Annotated in this window: 17 protein-coding genes and 1 pseudogene; 10 read left to right on the top strand and 8 right to left on the bottom strand. The window is 64.3% G+C overall.

Annotated features, from left to right (window positions below):
• Positions 1-49: 49 nt before the first annotated feature.
• Together lptG and lptF are read right to left on the bottom strand one after the other, a co-directional pair.
• Complete coding sequence (lptG, locus tag ACJRW5_RS22050; protein ID WP_484572630.1) at positions 50-1,114, bottom strand: LPS export ABC transporter permease LptG; 1,065 nt, start codon at positions 1,112-1,114, stop codon at positions 50-52.
• Positions 1,107-2,222, bottom strand: coding sequence for an LPS export ABC transporter permease LptF (gene lptF / locus ACJRW5_RS22045; RefSeq protein WP_484572629.1), 1,116 nt, complete (start codon positions 2,220-2,222; stop codon positions 1,107-1,109). The genes lptG and lptF overlap by 8 nt, the downstream gene beginning before the upstream one ends.
• A gap of 143 nt (positions 2,223-2,365) precedes the next feature.
• Between lptF and ACJRW5_RS22040 the strand changes: the two genes are divergently transcribed.
• The 6 genes from ACJRW5_RS22040 to nhaD all read left to right on the top strand — a co-directional run bounded on the left by ACJRW5_RS22040 (position 2,366) and on the right by nhaD (position 11,123).
• Complete coding sequence (locus ACJRW5_RS22040; RefSeq protein WP_484572628.1) at positions 2,366-3,853, top strand: leucyl aminopeptidase; 1,488 nt, start codon at positions 2,366-2,368, stop codon at positions 3,851-3,853.
• A 91-nt stretch (positions 3,854-3,944) separates the two neighbouring features.
• Positions 3,945-4,364, top strand: coding sequence for a DNA polymerase III subunit chi (locus ACJRW5_RS22035; protein WP_484572627.1), 420 nt, complete (start codon positions 3,945-3,947; stop codon positions 4,362-4,364).
• 60 nt (positions 4,365-4,424) lie between these two features.
• The gene (locus ACJRW5_RS22030; RefSeq protein ID WP_484572626.1) at positions 4,425-4,874 is read left to right on the top strand and encodes a DNA polymerase III subunit chi; all 450 of its coding nucleotides are present in this window, start codon (positions 4,425-4,427) and stop codon (positions 4,872-4,874) included.
• Between the two features lie 315 nt (positions 4,875-5,189).
• Positions 5,190-8,021, top strand: coding sequence for a valine--tRNA ligase (locus tag ACJRW5_RS22025; protein ID WP_484572625.1), 2,832 nt, complete (start codon positions 5,190-5,192; stop codon positions 8,019-8,021).
• A gap of 139 nt (positions 8,022-8,160) precedes the next feature.
• Positions 8,161-9,594 (top strand): Na+/H+ antiporter NhaC, encoded by a 1,434-nt coding sequence (gene nhaC, locus ACJRW5_RS22020; protein ID WP_484572624.1) that lies wholly within the window; start codon positions 8,161-8,163, stop codon positions 9,592-9,594.
• Positions 9,595-9,740: 146 nt separating this feature from the next.
• A complete protein-coding gene (gene nhaD, locus ACJRW5_RS22015; RefSeq protein ID WP_484572623.1) occupies positions 9,741-11,123 on the top strand; it encodes a sodium:proton antiporter NhaD in 1,383 nt (460 codons plus the stop codon).
• On the opposite strand, the gene ACJRW5_RS22010 is transcribed toward nhaD, so the two are convergent.
• The gene (locus ACJRW5_RS22010; RefSeq protein WP_484572670.1) at positions 11,093-11,749 is read right to left on the bottom strand and encodes a DUF998 domain-containing protein; all 657 of its coding nucleotides are present in this window, start codon (positions 11,747-11,749) and stop codon (positions 11,093-11,095) included. The genes nhaD and ACJRW5_RS22010 overlap by 31 nt on opposite strands.
• A gap of 157 nt (positions 11,750-11,906) precedes the next feature.
• On the opposite strand from ACJRW5_RS22010, the gene ACJRW5_RS22005 reads away from it, so the two are divergent.
• The 3 genes and pseudogenes from ACJRW5_RS22005 to ACJRW5_RS21995 all read left to right on the top strand — a co-directional run.
• Positions 11,907-12,776, top strand: coding sequence for a LysR substrate-binding domain-containing protein (locus ACJRW5_RS22005; RefSeq protein ID WP_484572622.1), 870 nt, complete (start codon positions 11,907-11,909; stop codon positions 12,774-12,776).
• A gap of 139 nt (positions 12,777-12,915) precedes the next feature.
• The gene (locus ACJRW5_RS22000; protein WP_484572621.1) at positions 12,916-13,212 is read left to right on the top strand and encodes a winged helix-turn-helix domain-containing protein; all 297 of its coding nucleotides are present in this window, start codon (positions 12,916-12,918) and stop codon (positions 13,210-13,212) included.
• Between the two features lie 27 nt (positions 13,213-13,239).
• A pseudogene (locus ACJRW5_RS21995) lies at positions 13,240-15,072 on the top strand (SLC13 family permease); the annotation flags it as partial.
• Positions 15,073-15,081: 9 nt separating this feature from the next.
• Here the strand turns inward: ACJRW5_RS21995 and ACJRW5_RS21990 are convergent.
• The gene (locus tag ACJRW5_RS21990; RefSeq protein ID WP_484572620.1) at positions 15,082-15,552 is read right to left on the bottom strand and encodes a bacteriohemerythrin; all 471 of its coding nucleotides are present in this window, start codon (positions 15,550-15,552) and stop codon (positions 15,082-15,084) included.
• 206 nt (positions 15,553-15,758) lie between these two features.
• Here ACJRW5_RS21990 and rlmF point away from each other — a divergent pair, with 206 nt between their 5' ends.
• Positions 15,759-16,757 (top strand): 23S rRNA (adenine(1618)-N(6))-methyltransferase RlmF, encoded by a 999-nt coding sequence (gene rlmF / locus ACJRW5_RS21985; RefSeq protein ID WP_484572669.1) that lies wholly within the window; start codon positions 15,759-15,761, stop codon positions 16,755-16,757.
• Positions 16,758-17,046: 289 nt separating this feature from the next.
• On the opposite strand, the gene ACJRW5_RS21980 is transcribed toward rlmF, so the two are convergent.
• From ACJRW5_RS21980 to ACJRW5_RS21965, 4 genes are all read right to left on the bottom strand, one after another.
• Positions 17,047-17,589 carry a hydrolase gene (locus ACJRW5_RS21980; protein WP_484572619.1) on the bottom strand — a complete coding sequence of 181 codons (543 nt, stop codon included), beginning with the start codon at positions 17,587-17,589 and terminating at the stop codon, positions 17,047-17,049.
• Between the two features lie 2 nt (positions 17,590-17,591).
• Positions 17,592-21,026: an AAA family ATPase gene (locus ACJRW5_RS21975; RefSeq protein WP_484572618.1), complete on the bottom strand. Its 3,435-nt coding sequence runs from the start codon at positions 21,024-21,026 to the stop codon at positions 17,592-17,594.
• A gap of 61 nt (positions 21,027-21,087) precedes the next feature.
• Positions 21,088-21,450 carry a hypothetical protein gene (locus tag ACJRW5_RS21970; RefSeq protein WP_484572617.1) on the bottom strand — a complete coding sequence of 121 codons (363 nt, stop codon included), beginning with the start codon at positions 21,448-21,450 and terminating at the stop codon, positions 21,088-21,090.
• 65 nt (positions 21,451-21,515) lie between these two features.
• Entirely contained in the window at positions 21,516-22,613 is a 1,098-nt protein-coding gene (locus ACJRW5_RS21965; RefSeq protein ID WP_484572616.1) for a GGDEF domain-containing protein, read from the bottom strand.
• Positions 22,614-22,729 lie beyond the last annotated feature (116 nt).

The following is a 22,729-nucleotide window of genomic DNA, read 5'->3' as shown; positions in this document are numbered from 1 at the left end:
GCCACAAAAAAGCCGGCTCATTGAGCCGGCTTTTTCATGCGCAGAGCAATCAGCCCGCGCGCCGTAACAGCCAGACACCGGCCAACGCACAGACACCGGCTGGTACCAGTACCGCCAGCAGTGGCGAGAAGCCAAACACCAGGCTCGAGGGGCCGAGCAGGTCCTGAGCGATGCGGAAGATAAACCCGACCAATACGCCGGTGAATACCCGCTGACCGAGCGTAACCGAACGCAGCGGACCGAAGATGAACGAGATAGCCATCAGCACCAGGGCGCCGGTCACCAGGGGCTGCAGCACCTTGCTCCAGAACGCCAGCCAGTAGCGCGCATTGTTAAGCCCCTGCTCCGCCAGGTAGTGGATGTACTGCCACAAGCCGGTAACCGAAAGTGCTTCCGGCTCCATCACCACGGTACCCAGCAGTTCCGGGTTGAGCTCGATATCCCAGCGCTCTTCGTCCTGCTTGACCACTTCGGAGCTATCGCCATGCAGCAGCGTTGTCTGCACCCGGCTCAACATCCAGTGACCATCACGATACTCGGCACGCCGGGCAAAGCTGGCCGAAAGCAGTTTGCGCTCGTCATCGAAACGATAGCGCGTCACCCCGAGCAGAATGCCGTTAGGTTGCACGGCGTTGATGTGTACGTATTCCTGTCCCTGACGGTGCCACATACCGCGCTTTGAAGTCTGAGCGGCACCGCCGCCCTGCGCCAGTGCGCGGTCGGCCTGGGCCTGATTCTCGGTCAGCGGGGCGACGTATTCGCCGATCAGGATACCGGCCAGCATCAGCACCAGCAGCGGCTTCATCACCGCCCAGACGATGCGTCCGATGGACACGCCGGCAGCACGCATGATGGTCAGCTCACTGTTGCTGGCCAGCGTACCCAGACCGATCAGAGCGCCGATCAAGGCGGCCATCGGCAGCATTTCGTATGCACGGCGCGGAGCGGTCAGCAGCACGTACCAGAGTGCCTGGCCAAGGCCATAGTCGCCCTTGTTCAGATCCCCCAGCTCATCGATGAAGGCGAACAGCAGCGCGAGCCCGAGGATGATGCCCAACACCGCGAGAATAGCGACGAAAACCTGCGCGCCGATATAACGATCCAACTTAGACATGAGCCACCTCCGCACGACGGCTGGCCCACCACAGACTCAGACGCTCCCAGTACAACAACAGCAAACCGATCGCCAGGAATACGCCGTGCACCCACCAAAGCCCCAGTGCCGGAGGCAGACGCCCTTTGTCCAGGGCACCACGCGCGGCGATGAGCAGGCCCAGATAGGCCATGTAAAGGAAGATCGCTGGCAGCAGCTTGAGGAAGCGCCCCTGCCGCGGATTGACCTTCGACAACGGTACCGCCAGCAAGGTGACCACGAAGACCAGCAAGGGTATCGACAGACGCCACTGCAGCTCTGCCTGCAGGCTCGGGTCGTCACTACCGAACAGCTCACGGGTTGGCATTGCCTCGCGCTCACTGGCCTCGATGGCGACTTCCGGCTTCGGCAACAGCACGCCATAGGTGTCGTACTGAATGGCGCGGTAATCCGCCTCTCCCGGCTCACCGTCATAGCGATAGCCGTTCTCCAGAATCAGATAGCGGCTGCCATCTTCCTGAATCTGCTGACGACCGCTTTCGGCCACCAACACGGTAATGCCGCGCTCGGAAGTGCCGTCGCTGGAGAAGCGCTTCTCCGACATGAATACGCCGTGCAACTCACTGCGATCAGCGGAAAGCTCCTGCGAGTAGGTCACCCGCGAACCATCCCTGATCGACTGAAAGCGACCCGGCACCAGCGTGTCGAGCTCGGTCAGAGCATCCTGTTCGTTGAGAATCCGCGCCACGCTGGCGACCCCTTGTGGCGCCAGGCCAAGGCTCAGCCAGCCAACCAGCAAGGCGACGAGCAGAGCAGGCGCCATGCTGTAGGCGGTCAGGCGTTGCTGGCTGACGCCAGTAGCCGACAGCACGGTCATTTCACTGTCCAGATAGAGCCGCCCGTAAGCCAGCAGGAAACCGAGGAACAGCCCCAGCGGTAGGATCAGCTGCAGGAACCCGGGAATCCGGTAGCCCATGATCATGAACAGAACGCCCGGATCGAGCACGCCCTGCGCGGCCTGGGCCAGATATTTGATGAAACGACCGCTCATGATGATCACCAGCAGCACGGCGCTAACCGCACTGAGAGTTACCAGCACTTCGCGGGATAGATAACGGAAGACGATCAAACCAGACGCTCCAGGGTTGTCAGGCTCAGGCGCGAGCGCTCAAACTAGCCACACCTACTTGCCGGCCCACCACAAGGTGGACCCTCGAAAAATGGCGGCCATTATCCGTCAAACCCGACTCTTTGTCTTGGGGACAGCTCACTATGGAATTCCTCGTCAAAAGCACCCGCCCGGAAACCCTGAAGACCGCCACCTTGGTCGTCGCCATTGGCGAAGGCCGCAAACTGGGTGACGCAGCCAAGGCCGTCGACCTGGCCAGCAAAGGCGCACTGAGCGCGGTACTCAAGCGTGGTGACATCGCCGGCAAAGCGGGCCAGACGCTGCTGCTGCACAATCTGCCGGGGCTCAAGGCGGAACGCGTACTGCTGGTTGGCTGCGGCAAGGGCGATCTGTCCGACCGTCAGTTGCGCAAGCTGGTTGCCAGCGTGCATGGCGTACTCAAGGGCCTCGGCGGCAGCGACGCCTTGCTCGCCCTAGGCGAGCTCAAGGTCAAGGGTCGTGATGCTTACGGCAAGGCGCGCCTGATCGCGGAAACGCTGGCCGACGGCAGCTACCTGTTCGAGCAGTTCAAGAGCAAGAAAGCCGACCCGCGTGCGCTGAAGAAAATCACCCTGGCCGTCGACAAGGCCGAGCTGGCCGATGCCGAGCGCGCCCTGCAGCACGCCCGCGCCATCTCCAGCGGCGTGGCCTTCACCAAGGACCTGGGCAACCTGCCGCCGAACCTCTGCCACCCCAGCTACCTGGCCGAAGAGGCCAAGGCCCTGGGCAAGGCGTACAAGAACCTCAAGGTGGAAATCCTCGACGAGAAGAAGCTCAAGGAGCTCGGCGCCGGCGCCTTCCTCGCCGTCGCTCAGGGCAGCGAGCAACCGCCACGGATGATCGTCATGCACTACCAGGGCGGCAAGAAGGACGACAAACCCTTCGCTCTGGTCGGCAAGGGCATCACCTTCGACACCGGCGGGATCAGCATCAAGCCGGCTGCTGGCATGGATGAGATGAAGTACGACATGTGCGGCGCCGCCAGCGTGTTCGGCACACTGAAAGCCGTGCTCGAGCTGCAGCTGCCGATCAACCTGGTGTGCCTGCTGGCCTGTGCCGAGAACATGCCCAGCGGCCGCGCCACCCGTCCGGGTGACATCGTCACCACCATGAGCGGGCAGACCGTGGAGATCCTCAACACCGACGCCGAAGGCCGCCTGGTGCTGTGCGATACCCTGACCTACGCCGAGCGCTTCAAGCCGCAGGCGGTGATCGACATCGCCACCCTCACCGGCGCCTGCATCGTCGCCCTGGGCAGTAACGTCTCCGGCCTGATGGGCAACAACGACGCGCTGATCAAGCAGATCCTCAAGGCCGGTGAAGTGGCCGACGACCGCGCCTGGCAACTGCCGCTGTACGACGAATATCAGGAACAGCTCGACAGCCCGTTCGCCGATATCGCCAACATCGGCGGGCCGAAGGCCGGCACCATCACCGCCGGTTGCTTCCTGTCGCGCTTCGCCAAGAACTTCCACTGGGCGCACCTGGACATCGCCGGCACCGCCTGGATCAGCGGCGGCAAGGACAAGGGCGGCACCGGCCGACCGGTACCGATGCTCACTCAGTACCTGCTGGATCGCGCCAAAGCCTGATGCCACCCCGTAGCCCGGATGCAATCCGGGGACATACACCGTCCCGGATTGCATCCGGGCTACGTCTGCCCTTTATAACCGCCGAAAAATCATGCCCAGAATCGAGTTCTACGTCCTTTCCTCCAGCGATGCCGCTGGCCGTCTGCGTGCTGCCTGCCAATTGGCGCTGAAGGCCTGGGGTGCTGGCCTGCCGGTATTCGTGCGCGGCAGCGACGAGGCACAGGTTGGCGAGCTCGACGAACTGCTCTGGCAGTTCAAGGCCGAACGGTTTCTACCCCACGACCTGCACCGCGATGCGCCACTCTCTCCCGTGGCGCTGGGCACCGATGAGACGCCCAGCACCGAGCAGGGTGTACTGATCAACCTCGGCAGCAGCCTGTCTCCTCATGTGGAGCGCTTCGCCCGCATCATCGAGATCGTCAATCAGCAACCTGAGCAGCTCAACGCCTGTCGCGAGAATTTCCGTGCCTACCGCCAGCGCGGGTATGATCCCAAACGCGTCGAACTATAGAGTTCAGCGGCGTTCACACTAGTTAGTCACCCTGCCATTCATATCGCTGCGCTGACCGTCATGGACACCCCCAAGCCTCCACAGAAACCCGCTCAGTTGCTGCATGACCTGGAGTCGATCCGCGAACTTCTGGGTGATGACAGTCATGAGCCGCCGCTGCTGATCGACTCGCTCGACCCGGACAGCATCCCCGTGCTGTCCGATATCGTCAGCGCGCCACCTGGCCCGCCGCCGCCCTTCCACACGACACCAGCGGTCAAACCGCCAGCGGATCCGGCGAGGCAGCCTCCTGCCAACGCCACGCCAGCGGCCAGCCCGATACGCGAGCGCCTGGAGCCGCGCCTGCACGACAGCGCCCGTGATCTGCAGCACCTCAATGGCGAGTTGCGTGCCGCTGCACAACTGATTCTGCAGGACGTCATCGACGACTTCGTGCCGCAGATCGAAGCCGAACTCAAGCGCCGCCTCGAAGCCCGTTTGCCGCGTCTGATGCCGCCGCGCAAGCCCTGACGCGCCGCCAGCCCCCACCTAAGAACTCAATCTGTAGGAGCCCCGCCCCGGGGCGAAGCTTTTACTTTGTAGTGTTTTGGCGAACGATTCGCGGCGGGGCGCCGCTCCTACAGGGGGCGGCGGTGCCTGCGATATTTGTGTTGCCCCGCCTCGGGGCGAAGCTGTTGATTCTTGCCGCCAAGCATTCGTCCCGTGACAGAGCTCCTAGAAAAATGGACGCGGGTCTGCCCTGCAGTTCGAGGCTTATGGCTTGGCCTTCAGACGCGGTATACTTGTCGGCTTTTCCGATCAGCCGTCACAAGGGTCCCGCCGCGCATGGACAAGACCTACCAGCCGCACGCCATCGAATCCAACTGGTACCAGACCTGGGAGCAGAACAACTACTTCGCCCCACAAGGTAGCGGTGAGCCGTACACCATCATGATCCCGCCGCCGAACGTCACCGGCAGCCTGCACATGGGTCACGGCTTCAACAACGCCATCATGGATGCGCTGATCCGCTTCCGCCGCATGCAGGGCCGCAACACCCTGTGGCAGCCGGGCACCGACCACGCCGGTATCGCCACCCAGATGGTGGTCGAGCGCCAGCTGGCCGCCGACGGCATCGGCCGTCATGACCTGGGCCGCGAGAAGTTCCTGGAGAAGGTCTGGGAATGGAAGGCGCAGTCCGGCGGCACCATCACCCGTCAGATCCGTCGCCTGGGTTCCTCCGTGGACTGGTCGCGCGAGCGCTTCACCATGGACGAAGGCCTGTCCGAAGCGGTGAAAGAAGCCTTCGTGCGCCTGCACCAGGACGGCCTGATCTACCGTGGCAAGCGTCTGGTCAACTGGGACACCAAGTTCCACACCGCCATCTCCGACCTCGAAGTGGAAAACCACGACGAGAAGGGCCACCTGTGGAACCTGCGCTACCCGCTGGCCGACGGCAAGAAAACCGCCGAAGGCAATGACTTCCTGATCGTCGCCACCACCCGCCCGGAAACCATGCTCGGCGACAGCGCCGTGGCCGTGCACCCGGAAGACGAGCGCTACAAGGCGCTGATCGGCAGCTACATCGAACTGCCGCTGGTGGGCCGGCGTATCCCGATCGTCGCCGACGACTACTGCGACCCCGAGTTCGGCACCGGCTGCGTGAAGATCACCCCGGCGCACGACTTCAACGACTATGAAGTGGGCAAGCGCCACAACCTGCCGCTGATCAACATCTTCGACAAGGACGCCGCCGTGCTGGCCACCGCGCAGGTGTTCAACCTCGACGGCAGCGTCAACAGCGAGATCGATGCGAGCATTCCGGCGCAGTACGCCGGCCTCGACCGCTTCGAAGCGCGCAAGCAGATCGTCGCCGCCTTCGAGGCAGCAGGCCTGCTGGAGAAGATCGAAGACCACGCGCTGAAAGTACCGAAGGGCGACCGTTCCGGCACCGTCATCGAACCGTGGCTGACCGATCAGTGGTACGTCTCCACCAAGCCGCTGGCCGAGAAGGCCATCGCCGTGGTCGAGAGCGGTGAAATCCAGTTCGTGCCCAAGCAGTACGAGAACATGTACTTCAGCTGGATGCGCGACATTCAGGACTGGTGCATCAGCCGTCAGCTGTGGTGGGGCCACCGCATCCCGGCCTGGTACGACGATGCCGGCAACGTCTACGTCGGCCGCGACGAGGCCGAAGTGCGCGCCAAGCACAACCTCGGCGAGGCCAACCTGCGTCAGGACGAAGACGTGCTGGACACCTGGTTCAGCTCCGGCCTGTGGACCTTCTCCACCCTCGGCTGGCCGCAGCAGACCGACTTCCTCAAGACCTTCCACCCCACCGACGTGCTGGTCACCGGCTTCGACATCATCTTCTTCTGGGTTGCCCGGATGATCATGCTGTCCACCCACCTGACCGGGCAGATTCCGTTCAAGACCGTCTACGTCCACGGTCTGGTGCGCGACGGCCAGGGTCAGAAGATGTCCAAGTCCAAGGGCAACGTGCTCGACCCGCTGGATATCGTCGACGGCATCAGCCTCGATGCCCTGCTGGAAAAACGCACCAGCGGCATGATGCAGCCCAAGCTGGCCGAGAAGATCGCCAAGCAGACCCGCGCCGAGTTCCCCGAAGGCATCGCCGCCTACGGCACCGACGCCCTGCGCTTCACCAACCTGGCGCTGGCTTCCACCGGTCGCGACATCAAGTTCGACATGGGCCGCGTCGAGGGTTACCGCAACTTCTGCAACAAGCTGTGGAACGCCGCCAACTTCGTCATCGAGAACACCGATGGCCAGGACACCGGTGTCAACGGCGAAGCGGTGGAGCTGTCGCCGGTCGACCGCTGGATCATCTCCGCCCTGCAGCGCTGCGAGCAGGACGTGACCCGCCACCTCGACGGCTTCCGTTTCGACATGGCCGCGCAAGCGCTGTACGAGTTCATCTGGGACGAGTACTGCGCCTGGTACCTGGAGCTGGTCAAGCCGGTGCTGTGGGACGAAAATGCGCCGATCGAGCGTCAGCGCGGCCCCCGTCGCACCCTGGTGCGCGTGCTGGAAGTGATCCTGCGCCTGGCTCATCCGTTCATGCCGTTCATCACCGAAGAAATCTGGCAGCGCATCAAGGCGCAGGCCGGCGTCAGCGGTGACACCATCATGCTGCAGGCCTGGCCGGTGGCGAACGAGAGCCGCATCGACGCCGCCGCCGAAGGCGACATCGAGTGGGTCAAGCAACTGATGCTGGGCGTACGCCAGATCCGTGGGGAGATGAAGATCTCCATGGCCAAGCGCATCGACATCATCGTCGCCAACGCCTCGGCCGAAGACCAGCGCCGCCTGACCGACTTCGAGCCGCTGCTGAACAAGCTGGCCAAGCTGGAATCGGTACGCGTGCTGGCGGCCGGCGAAGAAGCGCCGATGTCCGCCACCACCCTGGTCGGCGACATGGAAGTGCTGGTGCCGATGGCCGGGCTGATCGACAAGGACGCCGAACTGGCGCGCCTGGACAAGGAGATCGGCCGCCTCGAAGGTGAAGTCAAACGCGTCGGCGGCAAGCTGAGCAACGAAGGCTTCGTCGCCAAGGCCCCGGCCGAAGTGCTGGAGAAGGAACGCGCCAAGCTGGCCGAGGCCGAACAGGCCCTGAGCAAGATGGTCGAGCAGCGCGGCAAGATCGCCGCACTCTGATCAACCTGCAACACCCACAGACCCGCGCCCTGAAAGGCGCGGGTTTTGTTTTTTGTGGGAGGGGCTTCAACCGCGAGTTTCAACCGCAAAGTCGCGGCTAAAGCCCCTCCCACGGTTCATCTGATTTTCCGGTATTCCCATGACTTCCCGCTCCCCTTCCCTGCTCGACGCACTGCTGCCGATTGGCGTGCTCGTCGTTCTCCTCAGCCTTTCCGTCTACCTGTTCGGCGATGGTTCCTCCAGTGGCCCGAATCAGATCGCCCTGATGAGCGCCGCCTTCGTCGCTGGCCTGGTCGGCCTGAAGAATGGCCTGCGCTGGAGTGAAATCGAGGAAGGCATACTCGCCGGCATTCATATGGCCATGAAGGCCAATCTGATCCTGCTGGCCGTCGGCGCGCTGATCGGCACCTGGATTCTCGCCGGCACCGTACCGACCATGATCTGGCTGGGCCTGAAGCTGATCAGCGCGGAGTATTTCTACGTCACCAGTTGCCTGATCTGCGCCCTCACCGCACTGTCCATCGGCAGCTCGTGGACGGTGGCCGGCACCCTCGGTATCGGTCTGATGGGCGTAGCAACTGGCCTGGGCCTGGATCCGGCGATCACCGCTGGGGCCATCATTTCCGGCGCCTACTTCGGCGACAAGCTGTCGCCGCTCTCCGATACCACCAACCTGGCGCCAGCCGCCGCCGGTGCCGACCTGTTCGCGCATATCCGCAACATGCTGCGCACCACCGTGCCAGCACTGCTGATCGCCCTGGCGATCTTCTTCGTGCTGGGCCAGCAGGCCGGCGCCAGCCATGACACCGGACGCATCAGCGACGTGCTGGCAGCACTGGAAGCGCAGTTCCGCCTGGGCTGGCATCTGTTGCTGCCGGTGGCCTTCCTGCTGCTGCTCGCCGTGCGCCAGTGGGCGGCGTTTCCCGCAGTGTTTCTCGCCGCGCTGGTCGGTGCACTGTTCGCCATCGCCTTCCAACCGGATGTGATGGCACGTCTGGCCGACCCCGCAGCCGGTGCCCTGGCCCCACTGAAAACGGTATGGAGCGCACTGTTCGCCGGCTACGAGTCGGCCAGCGGCAATGCCGAACTCGATGGCCTGCTGTCCAAGGGCGGCATGGCCAGCATGCTCACCACCGTATGGCTGATCATCTGCGCCATGTGCTTCGGCGGCGTACTGGAGCGCCTCGGCCTGCTCCAGCGCCTGCTGCAGAGTGCGCTGCGGCTGGTGCGCAGCGACAGCGGCCTGGTCGCCAGCACCATCACCACCACCATCGGCACCAATATCATCACTGCCGACCAATACATCGCGCTGGTGCTGCCGGGCCGCATGTACCGCGCCGAGTACGAAAAGCGCGCTCTGGCGCCAACCAGTCTGTCCCGCGCACTGGAAGACGGTGGCACCCTGACCTCGGTACTGGTGCCCTGGAATACCTGCGGCGCCTACATGGCCGCCACCCTCGGCGTGGCCACCCTGAGCTACTTGCCGTACTGCTTCTTCAACCTGATCATGCCGCTGCTGGCCCTCGCTCTGGCCTACCTCCTGCCGCCCCGGCGCACCGCTGCGGTGCAGTGATTCGCGCCGCATACACGCGAGCGGCATGGATCGCCCTCGCAGCGGCGCTGCGGCATTAAGTCCTTTCCTTTTACAAGGTGTTTCAGGCATCTTCCCCCGCCTACCGACCTTCAATACCCACAGAAGAAAACAGGCGGAATCACTCCATGTATGCGTTGATGGCCCTCGTATTCGTCCTCGGTTACCTGTGCATCGCCCTCGAGCACCCGTTAAAGATCGACAAGGCAGCCTCCGCCCTGCTCACCGCAGTAATTGTCTGGACCCTGCTGGTGCTGGGGGCTGACAGCATCCTGCCGCTGATCGGCACCGGCACCGCCGGCTCGAGCACCAATACCCATCACGTGGTCGAGGAGCTGCGTCACCATCTGGGCGAGATCTCCGAGATCCTGTTCTTCCTGATGGGTGCCATGACCATCGTCGAGCTGATCGACGCCCACGAAGGTTTCAAGGTCATCACCGACCGCATTCGCACCCACAAGCGCGTGCACCTGCTGTGGCTGGTGGGCCTGATCACCTTTTTCCTCTCCGCAGCCCTGGACAACCTGGCCACCACCATCGTGATGATTTCGCTGCTGCGCAAGCTGATCGCCGACAAGCACGAGCGCTGGTTCTATGCCGGCATCGTGGTCATCGCCGCCAACGCTGGCGGCGCCTGGTCGCCAATTGGTGACGTCACCACCACCATGCTGTGGATCGGTGAGCAGGTCACCGCCACAGGCATCATCGCCAAGCTGTTCCTGCCCAGCCTGGTCTGCCTGCTGGTGCCGCTGCTGATCATGAGCTTCGTGCTCAAGGGCGAGGTTGCCGAGCCACGTATCAAGGAAAGCGCCGAGAGCCGCCGCGACCCGACCACACCGTTCGAGCGCAACCTGGTATTCACCCTCGGCCTCGGCGCGCTGATCTTCGTGCCGATCTTCAAGACCATCACCCACCTGCCGCCGTACATGGGCATTCTCTTCGGACTCAGCCTGCTCTGGGTGGTGACCGAAGTGATCCACCGCAGCAAGAACAGCGAAGAGAAGGACCCCTTGTCAGTAGTCGGCGTGCTGCGCCGCATCGACATCACCAGCGTGCTGTTCTTCCTCGGTATCCTGCTGGCGGTTTCCGCACTGTCCAGCGCCGGCCACCTGATCCAGGTCGCCACCCAGCTCAAGGATGGCCTCGGCAACGTCTACAGCATCGCCATTTCCATCGGCATTCTGTCAGCGGTGGTGGACAACGTGCCGATGGTCGCCGGCGCAATGAAGATGTATCCCCTGGTCAGCCCCGAGATGCTCGCCAACGCGGCCGCCGAGGAGCTGCCATGGCTGCGCAACTTCGTGGTCAACGGCAACTTCTGGGAAATGCTCGCCTACTGCGCCGGCACCGGCGGCAGTTGCCTGATCATCGGTTCGGCGGCTGGCGTGGCAGCCATGGGCATGGAGAAGATCAACTTCATCTGGTACCTCAAGCGCATCACCGGCCTGGCCTTTATCGGCTACCTGTCCGGCGCCGCCACCTACATGGCACTGGCCGCCGTGCTGAGCTGACGCGCCCCGCTGGCGCGCAGTGTCTGCAGCGCCAGCGCCGCCACCCAGAGCACCGAGACCGCGTAATTCAGGCGCTGGTAAAGGCCGAACAGCTGGCCACTGGCAGCGGCCGTGGCCATCAGCCCCACCGTGACGATCGCCAGCAGCAGACACAGCGCCGAGAACAGCGCCAGCCCCGGCGATTGCAGCAACCGCCGCGCCAGCACGATCCACAGCGCGCTGGCCAGCGTCAGCGACAGGAACATCAGTAGCCCAGCCAGATTGTGCAGCTGTTGCGACAGCGACGGCTGCGCCGGCGCGCAACTCTGATCACAAGAAAAATAGCCGGTGCCCAGGCTGCCCAGGCCATGCAGGCCGATCAGCAGTGCACTGAACAGCGCCAGCTTCGAGCCGTGAAAGCGGCGTGCCACGCCTACACCGAAGAGCATGAACAACAGCCCCAGCGGCAGGTTGTTGACCCAGGCGGAAAAGCCGTGAGTCGGTGCCCCCTGCGCGCCCAGCTCGCTCATGGCCTGCTGCAAGTGGCTGTAGCCGGGATAGGCCAGCGCGGTCAGCGCCACGCCCAGCAACAGCCAGAAAGGAATCAGAACACCGCTACCCAGTAATACCCGATCGCTCGTCTTCAGCACATCACACTCCTTCACGCCATCGATGACGCCACCTGCAACAACGGCAGCAACCCGGCGACATGCTAGGCAGGCCGGGTCGCAGGCGTTACCGATTTTTTTGCACGGCAGCTTGCACATGCGTCATCCTGTCGCCCCTCGCACACGGACGGCCAGAATGAGCAGACGCCTACCCAGCACCGCCGCGCTGCTCGCCCTCGAGGCCGCGGCTCGCCACCAGAGCTTCGCCCGCGCCGCTCAGGAGCTGTCGCTGAGCGAAGGCGCGATCAGCCGGCAGATCGCCAAGCTGGAAGATTTTCTCGGCGTGCGCCTGTTCCATCGCGTCGGCAACCGCGTCGAGCTGTCCGCTGTCGGCGCCGACTACGCCACGCAGATGCGCGGGCCGCTGGCCGACATCGAGCGTCATACCCGTCAGCTGAGCAGGCGCGCCAGCGCCAACAGTGCCCTGGAGATCGGCGTACTGCCAACGCTGGCCAGCCGTTGGCTGATCCCCCGTCTGGTGGATTTTCGCCAGCAACACCCGGGCATCGAAATCAACCTGCGCGAACGCACGCAACCGTTTTCCCTGGCGGACAGCGAGCTGCACGCAGCGATTCACTATGCTCATCCCGAGTGGCCTGGAATGACGGTCCAGCCCCTGTTCGAGGAGTCGCTGGTCGCCATCTGCCACCCACAACTGGCCGCCCTGCCTGCAGTGCAGATGCCACTGCTGCACAAGCACGAGAGCCCCTTCGGCTGGGCGCGCTATGCCGAACTGAGCGCCATGGCGCTGGAGCACGCAGGCCATGGCCCGGTGTACGACCGCTATGCGCTGCTCATCGAAGCCGCCAAGGCGGGTTTTGGCATGGCCCTGGTTCCCCGCCGCTATGTCGAACAGGATTTGGCCGATGGCCGACTCAGTGCGCCCTGGCCGGTGCAGGCGGAACTGGCTGAACACTACGTGCTGGTCACCCGTCCAAACGCCGAATCGCCACCGGCACTGGCGCTATTCGAACGCTGGCTACTAGAGCAAAGCGCCGCGCGCTAGTCGGCACCACGCGAGGTAACCCAGGCGCACCAAACCACTCCATTCCCATAGGCTCTCTCATCCCAGCCCACGTGCCGCAACTCGCGACGCGCTGATATAGTCCCCCGACAACTCCCCGCCCAACACGGACACCCAACGCATGGACGTGAGCAAGACCAAAACCAGCTTCTACCGCCGTCTCTACGTCGCCTGGCTGATCGACAGCGGTGCAGCGACCAGCGTGCCGGCGCTGATGGAAGCCACCGGCATGCCACGGCGTACCGCGCAGGACACGCTCACGGCGCTGGCCGAGCTGGATATCGACTGCCAGTTCGAACAGGGCGAAGGCGAGCGCAACAACGCCGGGCATTATCTGATCCGCGACTGGGGACCAATCGACAAGCGCTGGGTCGCCGCCAACCTGCAGCAGATCAAGACCATCCTCGGTTATCCCTGAAATAATCGCTCCGTACCTGATGGAGCTGTAATGAATCCTGATCTTCTCTGGGTGCTCGGCTTGCTGGCCGGCGCCATCACCCTGTTCGTCATCGGCAAGCCACGCATGGACGTGGTCGCCCTGCTGGTGCTGGTCGCCCTGCCACTGACCGGCGTGCTCGACCTGCAACAAACCCTGGCCGGTTTCAGCGACGCCAACGTGGTGCTGATCGCCGCGTTGTTCATCATCGGCGACGGCCTGGTGCGCACCGGCATCGCTTATCGTCTGGGGGACTGGCTGGTGGCCAAGGCCGGCAGCAGCGAGACACGCCTGCTGATTCTGCTGATGCTGGCAGTGGCTAGCCTGGGTTCGGTGATGAGTTCCACCGGCGTGGTCGCCATCTTCATCCCCGTGGTACTCGGTGTGGCCGCACGCCTGCGCCTGGCCCCGGGCCGCCTGATGATGCCGCTGGCCTTCGCCGGGCTGATCAGCGGCATGCTGACCCTGGTGGCGACACCGCCGAACCTGGTGGTGCACGCCGAACTGCGCCGTGCCGGTCTCGAGGGGTTCAGCTTCTTCACCTTTACCCCGATCGGCCTGGCCATCCTCCTGCTCGGTATCGGCTACATGCTGCTGGCACGGCGCTGGTTGGTTCGAACCGAAGCGGGCGGCAATGCCGAACCGCCCCGTCTGACCCTGGCCGACCTGGCCGAGCGCTATAGCCTGGAGGAACGCGAGCGACGCTTACGTGTTCGCACCGATTCGTCACTGGCCAATCAGGTACTCAACGAACTGCAGCTGCGCCGCGAACATGGCATCAACGTCATCGCCATCGAACGACGCCAGCGCCTGCGCACCTTGCTGCTGATGGCCAATGGCAACACCCTGCTGGAACCCGGCGACGTGTTGCTGGTGGATATTGCCAGTCCCGCTATCGGCCTACTCGGCAGTTATCAGACCCTCGGCCTGGAGCCCATGCCGCTACCCCATTCGTATTTCAGCCTGCACGCCCATGAGCTGGGTCTGGCCGAGGTGGCGCTGCCCCCGGAATCGCAGTTGCCGGGCAAGACCATCCAGGAACTGGGCTTTCGCTCGCAGCACAAGCTCAACGTGGTCGGTGTGCGCCGCCAGGGGCAAGCGCTGGAGGGTGTGCTGGTCGATGAAAAACTGCGGCCCTCCGACACCCTGCTGGTGGCCGGCGCCTGGCGCGATATTCACCGGCTACAGGGGCTGAGTCGCGACTTTCTGGTACTCAGCCTGCCCGCGGAAGTCGCCGAAGTGGCGCCTGCCGCGCGCAAGGCGCCCTATGCCCTGCTCAGCCTGGCGGTGATGGTGGTACTGATGGTCAGCGGCCTGGTGCCCAACGTGCAGGCGGCGCTGATCGCCTGCCTGCTGATGGGGGCATTTCGCTGCATCGATCTGGACAGCGCCTACCGCGCGATCCACTGGCCGACGCTGATTCTCATTGTCGGTATGCTGCCCTTCGCCCAGGCATTGCAGCAGACTGGCGGCGTCGAATTGGCGGTGCAGGGATTGGTGAGCAGTCTGGGCGATGCTGGGCCACGGCTGATTCTGGCCAGCCTGTTCGTCCTGACAGCGGTGATCGGCCTGTTCATTTCCAACACCGCCACCGCAGTGTTGATGGCGCCGGTGGCGATCGCCACGGCACAGGCGCTGGATGCCTCGCCCTTGCCATTCGCCATGACCGTGGCACTGGCCGCCTCGGCCGCATTCATGACACCGATTTCCTCACCAGTGAACACCCTGGTACTGGGCCCGGGGCAATATCGCTTTGGCGACTTCGTGCGCGTTGGCGTGCCTTTCACTGTGCTGGTGATGATTGTCAGTGTGCTGCTGGTGCCGCTGATCTTCCCGCTCTGAACGACGCGCTCATGCCGCCTTGCGGAAAAACCGTCGCCCGGCACGGCGTAACCAGCCACCCTCGGATGCGTCGGAACTTATCCGGCGCAAGTTCTCGTTGACGGCCTCGACGTAGTTACGGTCATCACTGCGGATGTGACTGAACAACCAGCGGCCCAGCAACCCCTTGAGCTCGTCGGCGATGTTCTCACCGCTGGCGAAACGCTCGCGGTAGTCCTCCACGCGCTTGATGAACAGCGCGTGCACACGCTTGTGCGCCTTGGTGAACACGTATCCGGCTTCCTCGAGCATCGCCTCCTCGAAGGCGAAATGCGACACGGTGTAATCGATCAGGTCATCGATCACGGCCTTCGTCTGCGACAGATCGCTGCTGCGCTGCGCATCATCCAGCTGATTGATCATCGCGACGATACGCTTGTGCTGGTCATCGATGACGCTGATACCGGTATCAAGGTCATCGTCCCATTGCAGATATGCCATGCAGCCTCCGTGCGGGTAGTCGATTGCGCGCGCATTCTAGGGAGGAGCTGATGCCATTCAGTTGACCGGAATCAACACTCGCGCACTCGTCTCTGTGCCATGCGAGGTTTTCGTTAACCGCGGCACAGATGCATCCCTTCCCGCAGCGACTTACCGCCACCGGGCAAAGATGGGAAAATGCCGTGTCCGATCCGCAGATGCCGACCATGTCCCAACCGCCCAAACGCCCCCGCAAACCCGCGCCCGCCGCGGTCAAGACCGCTCCTGACAAGGGCCAGCTGCACCCGCGCAACCGCCATCAGGGGCGTTATGACTTCCCCGCGCTGATCAAGGCCAGCCCGGAGCTGGGCGCTTTCGTCATCAGCAATCCCTACGGCAAGCCGAGCATCGACTTCGCCAACCCGGCCGCGGTCAAGGTGTTCAACCGCGCCCTGCTGGCGCAGTACTACGGCCTGCGCCACTGGGACATCCCCGACGGCTACCTGTGCCCGCCGATCCCCGGCCGCGCCGACTACCTGCACAACCTTGCCGACCTGCTGGCCAGTGACTGTGGCGGGCAGATTCCCCGTGGGGCAGTGGTGCGCGCGCTGGATATCGGCGTCGGCGCCAACTGCATCTACCCGCTGATCGGCCACTGCGAATACGGCTGGCACTTCATCGGCGCCGACATCGCCGCCGCCGCGCTGGCCTCGGCACGCAGCATCGTGCAGCGCAACCCGCAACTGCAGGGCGCCATCGAGCTGCGCCAGCAGGGCAACGCCGAGCAGATCTTCCTCGGCCTGCTACAGCCCGGCGAGCGCATCGACCTGACTTTGTGCAACCCGCCCTTCCACGCCAGCGCCGACGACGCCACCCGCGGCAGCACGCGCAAATGGCGCAACCTCGGCAAGCTCGACCCGAAACGCAAACTGCCGGTGCTGAATTTCGGCGGCCAGGCCGCCGAGCTCTGGTGCCCGGGCGGCGAAGCGGCCTTCCTCAAGCGCATGGCCAACGAGAGCGCGCAGGTGGCCGAGCAGGTGTTGTGGTTCAGCAGCCTGGTGTCCAAGGGCGGCAACGTGGAGCTGCTGCAAGGCTGGCTGGCCAAGGCCGGCGCCAGCGAAGTGCGCATCCTCGGCATGTCCCAGGGGCAGAAACAGAGCCGCCTGGTGGCCTGGACCTTCAAGAACGCCGAACAGCGCCAGGCCTGGCGGCAAGCGGCCGACTGAAACACAGCACCAACCGTGGGAGGGGCTTTAGCCGCGACAAACCCGCGCTGCTAAAGCCCCTCCCCCAAGGCTTGGCGCCAGCCCGGATGCAATCCGGGGCCATTGCCACCGCCGCCCCGAATTGCATCCGGCTACGCTTCTGTAGGAGCGGCTTCAGCCGCGAAATACCCGGCCTAGAACACCACCACAATCCGTGAAAGGGCTTCAGCCGCAACAACCCAGCGCCGCTAAAGCGCCTCCCACAAGATTTGGCACGCGGCCCGCCAACATTGCACTTGCCGGCTATCGCTCAGCGAATAAAGCCCTTGCTGACCTCGCGAAACTGCTCGGTGCCAGCCTTTTCCAGCCATTCGAAGGCGACCATCTCGCGCGATACGATCACCGCGCCGGCACGCTCCATACGTGCCAGACCCAACGCCTTGTCACGTGGCCGGCGTGAGCCCACCGCCTCATCCACCACGAACACCTCACGCCCAGCGGCCAGCAGGCCGAGTACCGTCTGCAGCACGCAGACATGGGTCTCCGTACCGCACACCACGAACTGCTGGCGTTCACCGCCGGGCAAGTCGAACAGCCCGGCACCCAGGGTGGCAGAGAAATGAATCTTCTCGCGCAGCCCTTCACTTGGCAGCCGTTCGCGCAGCCCTGCCTCGGTCACGCCCAGCCCTTTGGGGTACTGTTCGGTGGCGATCACCGGCACATCGAGGCGCTGCGCCACCTGCACCAGCCAGGTGGCCTGCTCGACCACCTCTGCCCCATCGTCGATGGCCGGCAGCAAGCGCTCCTGCAGATCGATCAGCAACAGGGTGGAGTCCTTCGTTCGCATCAGCATCGTTATGCTCCTTCCTTCACCGCAAAACGGGCGTCGAGGCGGCTGTAGCCGAGGCCGACGCCCTTGTGGACGCGCAGTTGTACGGGAATGCGTTCTTTCATGGCCTCGACATGGCTGATCACGCCGATGGTCTTGCCACTGGCGTTGAGGCTGTCGAGGGCATCGAGGGCGACTTCGAGGGTTTCCCCGTCGAGCGTGCCGAAGCCTTCGTCGAGGAACAGCGAATCGATGCTGGTCTTGTGGCTGACCAGATCGGACAGCGCCAGCGCCAGCGCCAGACTGACCAGGAAACTCTCACCACCGGACAGCGTGCGGCAGTCGCGCGCGACATCGGCCTGCCAGGTGTCGCAGACCTCCAGCTCCAGCTCACCGCTGCTCTTGCGCGCCAGCTGGTAGCGGCCATGCAGCCGGCTGAGCTGGCGGTTGGCCAGATGGATCAGGTGATCGAGGGTCAGGCCCTGGGCGAACTTGCGGAACTTGGCGCCATCGGCCGAGCCGATCAGGCTGTTGAGCTGCTGCCACAGCGTGTGCTGGCTCTGCTTATCGGCGATCTCGGCAAACAGCGCCTGCTGGCTGCTGCGCCGCTGCTCATCGGCCTGCAGCTGGCCACGCAGCTCACCGAGGCGCTCGCTCAGGGTGCGCAGTTGTGCCTGCAGCGCCTGCAGCTGTTCATCCAGTTCGGCCAGGTTAAGCGACGTCAACGCCTGCGCCTGCAACTGCTGCCAGTGCGCTTCGGCGGCGGCGAGCAGCGTGGCCGCCTCGCTCTGCGCCTGCTGCACGCGCGCCTGCAGCGCGGCGAGGCGTTCGCGCTCGGCGTCATCCAGCCGCGCGGCGAGAAATGCCGCCTCATCGCCGAACGGGCTGCCGGCCAATGCCTGCTGCCAGCCCTGCCGGGCCTCATCCAGACGCGTTTGCGCCTGCGCCAGCTGCGCTTGCTGGCTCTGCTCACGGCCCTGCAATGCCGCGCCTTCGTGCTGCAGTGCAGCCAGACGATCAGCCGCCGCCTGCAGCGCCTGCTCCGGCTCTGCGTGCTCAGCCGGCTCGGCCTGTGCGGCGCAGCCCGCGGCCTGCCAGCGTTGCTGCCAGTGCTCAGCCTGCGCTTGCATCTCGGTGAAGCAACGCTGAGCTTCGTGCTGCTGTTCCTGCAGTTGCCGCAGCTCATCCTGCGCCTGCTGCCAGTGTTGCCAGGCACTCTGTTGCGTGGCCAGCCAGGCCTCGCCATCGGCTGGCAGCGCCTCGGCAAAGCCCTGCAGCGAGAGCAATAGCGCCTGCTCCTGCGCCAGCTGTTCCTGGCTCTGCTGCTGCAGTTGCTGCAGCAGCTCAGCCTGCTGCGTTTGCAGGTTGTGCTGGTCACGCTGCAGCAGCGCCTGTCGCTGCGTCAGTTCGGCCTGCGCCCGCTCGGCAGCCTCACGGGCCATGCGCACCTGCTCGGCGGCGGCCTTCTGGCTGTCCAGCTGAGTCTGCTGTGCCTGCAAGTCAGCCAGTTGTGCCTCGTGCGCCTGCTGCTGCTCGCGCACCGCCGCCGCATCGGCCAGTTGCAGCCCCTGCTCGCTCTGTAGCTGCTGCCACTGCGCATCGCGCTGCGCCAGTTGCTCGCGGGCGCTATCGAGCTGCGCCTGCAGCGCTTCGATCTGCGCGCCGAGCTTGGCCTGCGCCTCGCCCAGGCTGGAACCCTGGTTTTTCAGCTGTTCCAGATCATCCCGTGCCTGCTGCAGAGCCTGCTGGGTCGCCGAGACATTCAGTGCCTGGTATTCGCTGATTGCCGGATGCTCGTGCGAGCCGCACAGCGGGCAGGCTTCGCCGGCCTGCAGCTGCTGCCGGTAGGCCTCCAGCTTCTGGATACGTTGTTCCTGTTCGAGCAGCTTTTCCTTGTCGGCCACCTGCTCGCGCAGGTGCTTGTAGCGCTCGCGCAGGGCAGTGATCTGTTCGTCGCGCTCGCAGTGCAACTGTTGCTGGCCTGCCAGTTGCGACTGCAGCGTGGCGATCTGCGCGCTCAGTTGCTCGCGCGCCTCGGCCAGTTGCTGCAGCCGTTCAAGCACACGCAAGCGCGCTTGCAGCTGCTGCCAGCGCTGGCGCAAACCGGCCTCACCGCCTTCGCCGAGCAAGGCCTGCAGCGCCTGTTGCTGCTGCGCTTCGGCGCTCTGGGCCAGCGCCAGTTGCGCGGCCGCCGCCTGCACCTGCTGATCGAGCTCGCCGGCCTCGCCCTGCAGGCGCAGCAGTTGCTGCCCTGCCTCCTGCACGCGCCCGTGCAGGCGCTGCTGTTCACTGTGCAGGCGGCGCTGCTGGGTGAACTGTGCACGCCAGCCCGCCAGCCGCTCCCCTAGCTGCGCCCGCTGTGGCGCCTGATCCAGCTGCGCCTGCAATTGCTGCTGTTGCTCGCCGAGTTGCTGCACCTGAGCCTGCTGTTGCTGCAACGCCTGCTCGGCATAACGGCTGGCCAGCCACAGCTGCTGATGCTCGGCGGCGCTGTTGTCCTGGCGTTGCTGCTGCAGGCTGTGCAGGCTGGCCTGCGCCTGCTGCTGGTCGCGCTGCGCCTGTTGCAGGCTTTGGTACAACGGCTGCAGCCGCGCGGCCGGCTCACTGGCGGCGAGCCGCTGCAAATCCTGCGCGGCCTCCGCCGCTGAGTGCTGCGCCTGCTCCAGCGCCTGGCGCGCCTGCTGCTGGTGCTGCTCGGCCTGCTGCAGGTCCTCGCGCCAGCGGCGATGCGCCTGCAAACCGGCTTGATTGGCAAGCAGCGGCGCTTCTTCGCTACGCAGGTGTTCGGCCTCGGCCTGCAGGGTGCTGCGCTGCTCGTCGCTGAGCAGTTCCATGCCGTCGGCGCGGTTTTTCAGCAGGTTGAGTGCCTGCTCGCTGGCCTTGCTGCTTTCGTACACCTGCCGCGAGATCTGCCCGTAAACCTCGGTGCCGGTCAGCTCTTCGAGCAGTTCGGCACGCTGGTTGGCGTTGGCTTCGAGAAACGCGGCAAAGCCGCCCTGCGCCAGCAGCATGGACTTGGTGAATCGCTCGAAATCCAGCCCGGTCAGCTCGTCGGTAAGGTGTTCCTTCTCGCGAATTTTGTCAGTGAGAATTTCACCGTCGGCAATCCGCGCCAGCTCCACCTTGGGCGCCTGCAACGCGCCGTCGACCTTGTCGCGGGCGCGGCGCTGGCTCCAGAAGGCGCGATAGCCCTGCCCCTTCACCTCGAACTCGACCTCGGCCAGGCAATCGGCGGTGTGCCGGGTCATCAGCTCGTTGCCGCTGGCCGACAGTGAGCTCATTCGCGGCGTGCGGTGATACAGGGCCAGGCAGATGGCGTCGAGCAGCGTGGTCTTGCCGGCGCCGGTCGGGCCGGTGATGGCGAACAGGCCGCTGTCGGCGAAGGGCGCAGCGGCGAAGTCGATTTTCCACTCGCCCTTGAGCGAGTTGAGGTTCTTGAGGCGCAGGCTGAGGATTTTCATGCAAGGGTCGTAAGCCGTTGAAGGCGGCCATTCTGGCATTGTCGAGCCTCACCTTGCAGGCTCAATCGCGGCAGTAGCCCTCGCCAGTGCGCACGGTCAGGCAATCGTGCTTGTCCAGCAGCCACTTCATGCCAGTGGTCTCGCCGTCGGTGGCGCTGATGCTCTCCACCACGCCATCGCGGACGAAGACGATCTTCGCCCCCTGCGCACGCCCAACGAAACGCCGTGGGCCATCGAGGTTGGCGATGGTCAGGCGGTAATCGGCAGGCGTTCCACTGATGTCCAGGTAGGTACCCTCCGGCCCATTCCAGCGCCCCAGCCATTGCTCGGTGACCCTGGCGTCCTGCTCACTGGAGGATGTCGCGCAACCCGTCAAAGCCAGCGCGGCCAGTGCAGCCGCAAAGAACAAGTGGTGCCGTCGCATGGGGAGCTCCTGAATAAAGATCGTCGGCGATTGGACCAACCGGCATGAGGCCGGTTCGCACACGCTCAGAGTATCTCGATACGGTCACGACCGTTGGCCTTGGCCCGGTACATCGCCTGATCCGCACGCTCCAACAGACTGTCCAGGCTTTCACCGGGCCGATATTCAGTGACGCCGAAGCTGGCACTCTTGTGTAGCACCCGCTCGAAGGCGAACGCATTGATGCGCTCACGCAGGACCTGCATGGCTCGCTCAGCGTGCGCGGCGTCGGTTTCCGGCAGCGCGATCAAAAACTCCTCGCCGCCCAGCCGTCCGACTCTGTCCACGATCCGCACACCCTCACGCAGCAGCGTGGCGAACTGGCGCAGCACCGTGTCGCCCACGGCATGCCCATGGGTATCGTTGACGTCCTTGAAATGGTCGATATCGATCAACACCACGGAAAACGGCGAACCATAGCGATTGGCACGTGCCACCTCTTCCTCGAGAAAGCGCTCGGTGCAGGTGCGATTCCACAAACCGGTGAGCCCATCGAGCTTGGCGCTCAACGCCAGGCTGCTCTGATGCAGATACATGCGTTTGTGGGCTTTCTCCAGAAGAAAGGCACTGAGCAGACCGAACGACAGCGATGCCAGAATCCACAGCAGGTGCAGTCGCTGCACACCCGGTTCGAGGCTATCCGCGAGCGTGACAGCGAGGAGAATGCTCACCGACGCGCCAGCCGTGCACAGCGCCTGACGCAGCGTCAACCCGGATATGGCGAAGGTCCACGTGAGGTTCAGGTAGATCTCCGGCGCGTAGTAGGCAAATTGCGGCGTACCGAAGTTGAAATAGAGATTGGCCACGACCGCGCCAACCGGTGCGGTGGACAGCAGCCCCAGCATCAGCCGGTGACGCTCTGCCCGATAGCTCGACAGGCCGATCATCAACAGTGCCAGAGGAACCACGATGCCATGCACGAACAAACGGGCCAGGCTCTGATCCGCTTCGACGACCACTTCGATGGCCGCGTAGATCAGATACAGCACCGTGGTCAGAAAGGCCATATAACGGATCTGCGGCAGCTTGGCCTGTCGGTACCAGTCATCGAACGCGAGTCGGGTCGCCTTCGGCATGCCGTGCAGTGGATCCAGCAATTGAGCCAATGTCGTGAAAAGCGCCACACCGGACTCCTATCAAATAGCCATCATCCACAGCATATAACGCCAGCAAGGCATTACATAGGACGGCTTAATCCGACCTCCGCGACTATTGCTACCATTCGGCGGATTGCCCGTCG

The sequence above is a fragment of the Pseudomonas pichavaramensis genome (assembly GCF_050473265.1).
GTDB lineage: Bacteria > Pseudomonadota > Gammaproteobacteria > Pseudomonadales > Pseudomonadaceae > Aquipseudomonas.
Note: the sequence above shows the minus strand (reverse complement) of the source record. Positions and strands in the feature narration are given on the sequence as shown.

Coding starts and splice junctions, on each gene's coding strand:
- lptG (WP_484572630.1), bottom strand. CDS start 1,114: ATGTCTAAGTTGGATCGTTATATCGGCGCGCAGGTTTTCGTCGCTATT.
- ACJRW5_RS22040 (WP_484572628.1), top strand. CDS start 2,366: ATGGAATTCCTCGTCAAAAGCACCCGCCCGGAAACCCTGAAGACCGCC.
- ACJRW5_RS22035 (WP_484572627.1), top strand. CDS start 3,945: ATGCCCAGAATCGAGTTCTACGTCCTTTCCTCCAGCGATGCCGCTGGC.
- ACJRW5_RS22030 (WP_484572626.1), top strand. CDS start 4,425: ATGGACACCCCCAAGCCTCCACAGAAACCCGCTCAGTTGCTGCATGAC.
- ACJRW5_RS22025 (WP_484572625.1), top strand. CDS start 5,190: ATGGACAAGACCTACCAGCCGCACGCCATCGAATCCAACTGGTACCAG.
- nhaC (WP_484572624.1), top strand. CDS start 8,161: ATGACTTCCCGCTCCCCTTCCCTGCTCGACGCACTGCTGCCGATTGGC.
- nhaD (WP_484572623.1), top strand. CDS start 9,741: ATGTATGCGTTGATGGCCCTCGTATTCGTCCTCGGTTACCTGTGCATC.
- ACJRW5_RS22005 (WP_484572622.1), top strand. CDS start 11,907: ATGAGCAGACGCCTACCCAGCACCGCCGCGCTGCTCGCCCTCGAGGCC.
- ACJRW5_RS22000 (WP_484572621.1), top strand. CDS start 12,916: ATGGACGTGAGCAAGACCAAAACCAGCTTCTACCGCCGTCTCTACGTC.
- ACJRW5_RS21990 (WP_484572620.1), bottom strand. CDS start 15,552: ATGGCATATCTGCAATGGGACGATGACCTTGATACCGGTATCAGCGTC.
- rlmF (WP_484572669.1), top strand. CDS start 15,759: ATGTCCCAACCGCCCAAACGCCCCCGCAAACCCGCGCCCGCCGCGGTC.
- ACJRW5_RS21980 (WP_484572619.1), bottom strand. CDS start 17,589: ATGCTGATGCGAACGAAGGACTCCACCCTGTTGCTGATCGATCTGCAG.
- ACJRW5_RS21975 (WP_484572618.1), bottom strand. CDS start 21,026: ATGAAAATCCTCAGCCTGCGCCTCAAGAACCTCAACTCGCTCAAGGGC.
- ACJRW5_RS21970 (WP_484572617.1), bottom strand. CDS start 21,450: ATGCGACGGCACCACTTGTTCTTTGCGGCTGCACTGGCCGCGCTGGCT.